This window comes from Vibrio cincinnatiensis DSM 19608, from assembly GCF_900167345.1.
Lineage (GTDB): Bacteria > Pseudomonadota > Gammaproteobacteria > Enterobacterales > Vibrionaceae > Vibrio > Vibrio cincinnatiensis.
In genome coordinates this window covers 119,046-127,523 of record NZ_FUXB01000013.1, presented here as the reverse complement: position 1 = coordinate 127,523, position 8,478 = coordinate 119,046, and the positions used below count along the sequence as shown (strand labels likewise).

The window sequence follows — 8,478 nt, the reverse complement described above, 5'->3', positions numbered from 1 at the left end:
CAGATGTTCGATAAGTTGCATGGTTTGCCCAGCAGAAAGTCGGCTTTGGCTGCCACCATTTTCAGGCTTAAGTTTTTCAGAGAGAACATAATCACTGAGATGACGAGCAACGGTCGATTCGTGAATACGAAGAGCTTGAGAAATCATCGCCTGGCTCCAACCTTCAGACGCAAGTAAAACCGCTTTGATGCGGTCACGCACTCGCCCATCACGAGTTGAATCGTGCATCTGTTCGAGTTGTTGTTTCTGTTGAGAAGTCAGTATTATTTTCATGGTGTGTAGCATGATCCTGATTTTATGAAAAATCAAGCATCTTCAATGATCACGGGTATATAGCGAAAAGAGACCTGATGAAAACGAATATCGCCCTGAGTCACGGTGAGTGGTTTCGCCTTGACGGCATCTTCAATTTCTACCTCATTAGCAATGGTATTCATGCTATCGATGACCATACCAATGCTTTCAAACATGCCGCGAATCTCCCACATGATCCATTTCGACATGCCTTGTAAACGTAGGGCAATGCTGATCCCAATGGCAATCACCCCAACGGTGATCGATTCGGCTAACCAGAGTTGAATAGAGAGTGCTGCGATAGAAAACAGCAGCAGATAGTTCAGGACATCTACGCTGTACAGTAGGCTGGTTAAGGTGCGCATCTGTTGATACACGGTGGCGAGATAACCCTTCATGTTTTTTTGGGCATAGTCAGTTTCTCGCTGGGAATGAGAAAATAATTTGACGGTCGTGATATTGGTATAGGTATCAACAATACCGCCAGTCATGGTGGACTGCGCATGCGCTTGCGCGGTCGAAATGCGTTTTAAACGAGGGATAAAGTAGCATTGGATCAGAATATAGAGACAGAGCCAAATCACAATGGGGAGCACCAATACTTGATCGGCACTGGCGATCATCACCAGCATCGAAATAAAGTAGACCGAGATATAGACTGATAAATCCACCAGTTTCATCACTACTTCACGCACGGAATGCGCACTTTGCATCACTTTGGTGGCAACGCGCCCCGCAAAATCTCGATGGAAGAAGCCGACACTTTGTTTGAGCAGGTAGCGGTGTACCCGCCAGCGGATCGACATTGGATAGTTACCCATAATGGTTTGGTGTAGCAAGTTTGAGTGAGCAAACGCCAAAATCGGCATGATGACTAACACCAGCACCGCCATGGTGAGTAGGGAAGTACCATTATCCTCCCAGAAGTGGGCGCGGTCACTACTACTGAGCATATCCACCAACTCCCCTAAATAGCGCACTAAGGTGACTTCAGCGATGGCGACGCAAGCACTGAGTAGGGACATGATCAGCAGTGGTTTTTCAAACCCTCGAGTGTAATAACGGCAAAAGCCAAACAGAGTTTTAGGTGGTTGTTGGGGATCGTGCTCAGGGAACGCGTTGGTAAGATTTTCAAACCATTGAAACATGCAGAAGTTGACCTAGGTTAATGAAAGTGAGAGTGGTTCGTATTTCTTCTTTTTAATTGTGAGAATTATTAGTAAAATACCGAAACAATAATAATGATAATTAAAATAATTCTCAAATACCACGCAGGGGTTTTTCCTAATATGGCCGACATTCGCCCAACTCGCTTGATTTTCTCCTTCCGTCATGCACTTTGTTTAACGATGATTCCGTGTCTAGGCGGAATGAGTTCTTCGGTACTGGCGAATGAACCCGCCACCATGACCGAGATGGAAACCATGGTGATCAGTGCTTCTGCCTTAAAAGTGGATACCCCTGCTCAGGAAACACCTAAGTCGGTGTCAGTCGTGACGGAAGCGGATTTACACTATCGCGCTCCCCAGAAACTCGATGAAGCCCTGCGTTATACCGCTGGAGTGATGGCCCAGCCTTACGGTGCGGATAACGATACCGATTGGTTGAAAGTCAGAGGGTTTGATGCCGCCTCTTATCTTGATGGGCATCGCCTATTTCGGGATGGTTATTATACTTGGTTGCTAGAACCTTATGGGCTAGAGCAAATTGAGGTATTGAAAGGTCCGACGGCGATTTTGTATGGTGAAGCGCCTCCAGGCGGGGTAGTGAATGCGGTGCAGAAAAAGCCCACCGAGGTTCCACAAGGTGAAATTAAGCTAGAAGTCGGTAATCACAATCATCGAGGCATTGCCTTTGATTTTTCTGATTATGCGAATGAACAAGGGTCGGTTCGTTATCGGTTAGTAGGGGCGATGAAAAATAGTGATGGTGAGCTCAATGGCTCAGAGAACCACCGTTATTACTTGGCACCCAGTTTAGCGATGGATCTTTCAGAACGAACTCAGTTAACCTTATTAGCCAGTTTTTTGGAAGATAAAGGCGTGCCCACCAACCCGTTTTTTCCCGCAGCCGGAACCTTAATAGGGAGCGAGCATGGGCATATTGATCCCTCAACGAATTTAGGTGAGCCGGATTACGATAAATATGAACGTACTCAGATCTCGGTAGGCTATCAGTTAGAGCATGAGTGGGATGAGGTTTGGAACTTATCACAGCGCTTTAATTATGGTTACAACGAACTTTATCTCCGTAGCTCTTATGCCTTTTTTAATGATAATCCTGAGGTGTCTGAACTGGCTCGCGGTGTCGTGTTTCGTGATGGGCGCACCCATAGTTTTAGCTTAGATAATCAAGCGGTAGCGAAGTGGTACTCCTCACGGTTAGAACATACGCTCTTGATGGGGCTGGATGTACAGCAGCATAAAACCAAAGGGATGGAGCAAGACAATTATGCGTTTGGTACCATCAATCCGTTTTATCCTGTCTATGGTCAATACAATCCGATTGATGAGGCGAACTCGGTTGATCGTGACATTGTGAAACGCCAAGCCAGTGGTTATAGCCAGTATCAGCTTAAACTGGATCAACAATGGGTCGGTACATTCGGGGCGCGATATGATTGGGTAAGCACCGACAATGAAAGCCACAAGCAAGCTGAGAACGAAAGCCGTGATGATAACCAATGGTCATTCAGTGCTGGCGTAATGTATCTGGCTGGCAATGGCTTGAGCCCTTATGTGAGTTACTCGCAATCTTTTGATGTGTTAAGCACTATCGATTCAAGTACCGGCAAGCTGTACAAACCACTGGAAGGTGAACAGACCGAACTGGGGATAAAATACACGCCAGCCTTTTTCAATGGCTATATGAACCTGGCTTGGTTCGATATTACGCAAAAGAATGCGCTAGTGACGGATCCGGCAACTTATCAAGCAACTCAAACTGGGGAAGTGACGTCACACGGTGTTGAGTTAGAAAGTGTTGGCTATCTGACTAAGCAACTAAAAATGACCGCCAGCTATACTTTCACCGATGCGAAAACGGAGGAAACCAATGGGCAAGGGAAAAAACAAGCAGGTTTAATTCCTCGCCATATGGCTTCGCTTTGGTTGGATTACAATGCAGCACCAATGGGCTTAGATGGATGGAATTTTGGTTCCGGCGTGCGTTATATTGGTGAGTCAAAAGATAATCCGAAAAGCAGTGATCGCACTGTACCGAGCGCCACCCTTTGGGATGTAATGGTGTCGTATGACATTACTCTGCAGTGGCAAGCACAGCTCAACATCAACAATGTGTTGGATAAAGAGTATGTGTCTGCCTGTGATTATTGGTGTTACTACGGTCAGTCACGCAGTGCGGTATTCAGTGCGAATTACCGTTGGTAATACTTATCTCCTTATGCCACAGACCAAAGCGTAAGGTGTGCATGATTCCCGTTTCGGCGGGAATTTGATTTTTTACTCTGGTCGATTTTCAAAGGAAAAGCGATGTTTACCTTATCAGATATTCAGATGGTGCGGGGTGGGCGAACAATTTTAGCGATTGAGTCGCTCTCTATCCCCACCACAGAACTGACTGTGGTGCTTGGGCATAATGGGTCTGGAAAATCGACACTGGTGAGTTTGCTCTCAGGTCAGCAGATGCCTGATACCGGCAACCTCTTGTTAAATGGGCAATCCTTAGCGCAATATTCGGCAAAATCATTAGCGAAAGCGGTGGCTTTTTTACCACAGAAACTGCCGACCTCAGCGGGGTTAACCGTGCGTGAGTTGGTACGGTTGGGGCGTTTCCCTTGGCGTGGTGCCTTTGGTCGTTGGACAGTGAGTGATGAACAGGCCATTGATCATGCGATGGAACAAACCGGTGTAACGGCTTTTGCCAATACCTTAGCCGATGAGTTGTCTGGGGGAGAGCGTCAGCGAGCTTGGGTTGCCATGTTGCTGGCTCAGCAATCTCCGGTGTTGATTTTAGATGAACCGACCTCTGCACTGGATATTCATCATCAGTATCAACTGATGTCATTACTGGCTGAGCTAAACCAGCAGCAAGGGTGCGGCATTATCGTTATTTTGCACGATCTTAATTTAGCTCTACGTTACGCTTCGCACATTGTTGCTTTGAAAGGCGGTAGAGTGGCTTTTGATGGCTCCATCGAGTTAATGCTGGATGAGCAGCGTTTAAGTGAATTGTACCATTCCCCGATTCAATTGCTCGATCATCCTCACCCTTCTTCAGACTCAAAAACTAACAAGGTGGCTATTGTATGTGCGTAAAGCCGACGACTCTTTTTCTGCGTCTTTTGTTGCTGTTGTTGCTAGGAAGTAGCCACGCCATGGCAGCCATTCAGATTCACGATGGGCGGAAAACACACAGCTTTGAGCAAGTGCCACAACGTGTGGTGGTGCTGAATTGGGATTTGCTAGAGCAAGTATTGGAACTTGAGGTAACGCCGGTCGGCGCACCGAACTTACCGGGTTATCGTGAGTGGGTGGTTTTGCCCGCGGTGCCTGACTCTGTGGTTGATATTGGTACTCGCGCTGAACCGAATCTCGAAACCATTGCGGCGTTAAAACCGGAGGTGATTTTAGCCTCTTCTCCTCAGCAAGATCTGATTACGACGCTGGAACGTATTGCACCAGTTATCTACCTTCCTAACTTTGAACAGCAGGACAACGCCGCTCAAATTGCCATTCAGCAATTTAAAACCTTAGCGCAACTGTTTGATAAAACCGACTTGGCTGAACAAAAGTTAGCCGATATGGCGCAGCGGTTTGCTGAGCTCAATCAGCAATTACAACAGGCGTTGGGTTCTCCTTTGCCCTCTGTGGTGGTGATGCGTTTTTCAAACCCAACCTCAGTTTTTCTCTATGGAGAAAATTCCACCACTCATTATGTTTTAGAGCAACTGGGACTTGCCGAGGCGCTGCCTCAACCGGCTCGACAATGGGGCATCATCCAAAAACGCTTGAATGCGTTGCAACATGTGAAACAAGGCTATGTGCTGTACATCTTACCGTTCGCGGAAGAAGAGAAGATCAAACAGTCCATATTATGGAAAGCCATGCCTTTTGTGCGCCAAGGCCGGGTCAATTCTGTGCGGTCGGTCTGGAGTTATGGGGGGGCGATGTCATTGCGCTATACCGCCGAGGCCGTAACCGAAAGTTTACTTGAGGTGGCGCCTAAGTCATGAGAGTTCGTCATCTTGGTTTTTTATGGATTGGTGTCCTACTGACGGCTGCACTGAGTTTACAAATGGGTAATGAACTATCGCTCTCGATGCAGTGGCAGCTAGCTTCACTGCGCTGGGAGGCGGAAGAATTTGCGGAGATTAACTTTCTCTATGCTCAGCTTCCGCGTGCGATGATCACCCTGTTAGTTGGTGCGATTTTAGGCTTAGTGGGCAGTTTAATGCAGCAACTAACGCAAAATAGCCTCACTTCCCCTTTAACCTTAGGCACCTCTTCTGGCGCTTGGCTTGCGCTGATCATCGTCAATATCTGGTTCCCTCATTGGGTGGCGGATTACACGGCATTAGCCGCTATGAGTGGTGCATTAATGGCGTTTGCGTTGATCATGTTAATTGCGGGTGTGCGCAATATGACAGGGCTACCGTTGGTTGTCTCAGGGATGGTGGTTAATATTTTGTTGGGAGCCATTGCCACCGCCTTGGTGCTGCTTAATGAGCAGTTTGCCCAAAATGTCTTTATGTGGGGGGCGGGAGATCTCGCGCAAAATGGTTGGCAGTGGCTTGCTTGGTTAGCGCCAAGGTTGCTGATTGCGATTCCACTGTTGATGGTTGCTCCGCGGATTTTAACCTTGATGCGCTTAGGGCATCAGGGGGCGGCGGCGCGTGGTTTAGCCGTGGTTCCCGCTTTCCTTATTTTAATGGTGGTGGGGATCTGGTTGGTTTCCGCCTCAATTACTGCCGTCGGAGTGATCAGTTTTATTGGTTTACTCACGCCCAATATAGCTCGAGCCATGGGGGCAAGAACGCCTAAAATGGAGCTGTACAGCAGCGCCTTACTTGGTGCTTTACTGTTACTGCTGACTGATATGATGGCTATGGGGCTAAGCCAATGGACGGCAGAGGTAGTTCCCAGTGGTATTACCACCGCCCTGATTGGCGCTCCGGCATTAATCTGGTTTAGTCGGCGTCAACTTAAAGCACAAGATTCATTAGCCATTTCCCTCCCACACCGGCGGGCGAGTGTAAGTGGCTACACCATTGGGTTACTGATTTTTGCCTTTGTGCTGGGGCTAGCACTACATGGGTTGTTGCAGGTCAATAGTGGCAGTTGGCAGTGGGGGGTGCCGAATGAATATCAGTGGCAGCTACGTTGGCCAAGGGCGATCACCGCTTTATTTTCGGGTATGGGGCTGGCAGTGGCCGGAACCATTTTACAGCGTTTGATTTATAACCCACTAGCCAGCCCAGATATTCTTGGTGTCTCTTCGGGGGCGACGTTTGCTTTAGTGTTTGCCAGCTTATTTCTGGGGCAATCCATGCTTGGCGCACAGTGGCTGACGGCATTGCTCGGTAGCGGCATCGTATTGATTGTGTTATTGCTGCTGGGTAAAAAGCACCACTATGCGCCTTCAAGCTTAATTTTGACGGGGATTGCCATCACCGCATTGCTCGAAGCGCTGGTGCAATTTTGTTTAGCCAAAGGCAGTGCCGACAGTTATCAAATCTTATTGTGGCTGGCAGGGTCCACTTATCGCGTTTCTTCCTCACAAGCAGGCTGGCTGGCCTTGGGCGTGATACTGCTTGCTGGCGTGGCTTTCGCCACTTCGCGTTGGCTCACCTTAATTTCGATTGGCCGGCAATTTGCTGGCGCAAGAGGGTTAAACCCACAGCAGGCGAGCGTTATTTTACTCAGTGTTGTGGCTTTACTCTGTGCGCTGGTCACTTCAACCATGGGGCCGGTTTCTTTTGTTGGGTTAGTGGCCCCACATATGGCGATGATGTTAGGAGCACAGCAGGTTAAATCCCAGCTTATGATCGGCAGCTTGGTTGGAGCCAGTTTGATGTTATGGGCCGATTGGCTCGGACAAACGCTGCTCTATCCAATGCAAATTGCCGCTGGTACGTTAGTGGCGATTCTTGGGGGCGGGTATTTTCTTTTATTGCTGGTGACAAACCGTAACCGCTAGTTTTTTGGCAGCGCCACTCGACAAATATTGCTATAGTTTGCCGGAATGCGCCGCTTGGGAGCGCTTACCCTGCTTTGATGATAGGTCAATGATGAAGATGGATTTAACCCAATGGATTACCGAAAGCCGTAATCCTGCCAGTGCGGAGATTGATACCTTATCCACCTTGGATATGTTACGAGTCATCAACCAAGAAGATCAAAAAGTAGCCCTTGCAGTAGAAAAAACCTTACCGCAAGTGGCTCGAGCGGTTGATGCTATCAGCACGGCATTTCAGTCGGGTGGGCGCTTGATCTATATGGGCGCGGGGACTTCAGGTCGGCTGGGTATTTTAGATGCCAGCGAATGTCCTCCCACCTATGGCTCGTCTCCAGATTTAGTGGTGGGGCTGATTGCGGGAGGGCATCCGGCAATATTAAAAGCGGTAGAAAATGCAGAAGATAATTCCGCATTGGGAAAAGCCGATCTCCAGTCGTTGAACCTGACTGATAACGATGTGGTGGTCGGAATTGCGGCCAGTGGGCGAACGCCGTATGTTCTGGGTGGAATGGCGTATGCGAAAGCACTGGGAGCTACCGTGGTTGCGATTGCCTGCAACCCAAACAGTTTGATGGAACAGGTAGCAGATATTGCGATTACGCCGGTGGTTGGCCCAGAAGTGGTGACCGGTTCATCGAGAATGAAAGCGGGCACGGCGCAAAAATTGATTTTAAATATGCTCACCAGCGGGGCCATGATCCGCAGTGGTAAGGTGTTTGGCAATTTAATGGTGGATGTGGAAGCCACCAATGCCAAGTTGATTAAAAGGCAAACCTATATTGTAGTGGAAGCCACTGGTTGTAGTGAAGAAGAGGCAGAGCAGGCGTTACAGGCATGCCAGCGGCACTGTAAAACCGCCATTTTGATGATTCTCGCTCAGCTTAATGCAAACCAAGCTCGTGCACGGTTGGATGAGCATCATGGGTTCCTACGTCAAGCTTTGCAAGCGAGTTTATCGTAGCTGAAACCCTGCTGGAGAACCTCAAC

6 protein-coding genes and 1 pseudogene are annotated in these 8,478 nt (G+C 48.4%); 5 read left to right on the top strand and 2 right to left on the bottom strand.

Features of this window, described 5'->3' with window-relative positions; translation table 11 throughout:
• Together B5D54_RS12960 and B5D54_RS12955 are read right to left on the bottom strand one after the other, a co-directional pair.
• Window positions 1-273: helix-turn-helix domain-containing protein (locus tag B5D54_RS12960; protein ID WP_139364784.1), on the bottom strand; the 273-nt coding region annotated here is incomplete at its 3' end.
• A gap of 59 nt (window positions 274-332) precedes the next feature.
• Window positions 333-1,442 (bottom strand): annotated as a pseudogene (locus tag B5D54_RS12955) (ABC transporter transmembrane domain-containing protein); the annotation flags it as partial.
• A gap of 141 nt (window positions 1,443-1,583) precedes the next feature.
• On the opposite strand from B5D54_RS12955, the gene B5D54_RS12950 reads away from it, so the two are divergent.
• From B5D54_RS12950 to murQ, 5 genes are all read left to right on the top strand, one after another.
• Window positions 1,584-3,683, top strand: a complete 2,100-nt coding sequence (locus tag B5D54_RS12950; protein ID WP_078926976.1) for a TonB-dependent siderophore receptor — start codon at window positions 1,584-1,586, stop codon at window positions 3,681-3,683.
• A gap of 102 nt (window positions 3,684-3,785) precedes the next feature.
• On the top strand, window positions 3,786-4,571 hold the full coding sequence (locus B5D54_RS12945) for an ABC transporter ATP-binding protein (protein ID WP_078926975.1): 786 nt from the start codon (window positions 3,786-3,788) through the stop codon (window positions 4,569-4,571).
• 59 nt (window positions 4,572-4,630) lie between these two features.
• Window positions 4,631-5,488 (top strand): iron-siderophore ABC transporter substrate-binding protein, encoded by an 858-nt coding sequence (locus B5D54_RS12940; RefSeq protein ID WP_238124475.1) that lies wholly within the window; start codon window positions 4,631-4,633, stop codon window positions 5,486-5,488.
• On the top strand, window positions 5,485-7,452 hold the full coding sequence (gene fhuB / locus B5D54_RS12935; protein ID WP_078926973.1) for a Fe(3+)-hydroxamate ABC transporter permease FhuB: 1,968 nt from the start codon (window positions 5,485-5,487) through the stop codon (window positions 7,450-7,452). Before B5D54_RS12940 ends, fhuB begins: the two co-directional genes overlap by 4 nt.
• A gap of 91 nt (window positions 7,453-7,543) precedes the next feature.
• Window positions 7,544-8,452, top strand: a complete 909-nt coding sequence (gene murQ / locus B5D54_RS12930) for an N-acetylmuramic acid 6-phosphate etherase (protein ID WP_078926980.1) — start codon at window positions 7,544-7,546, stop codon at window positions 8,450-8,452.
• Window positions 8,453-8,478 lie beyond the last annotated feature (26 nt).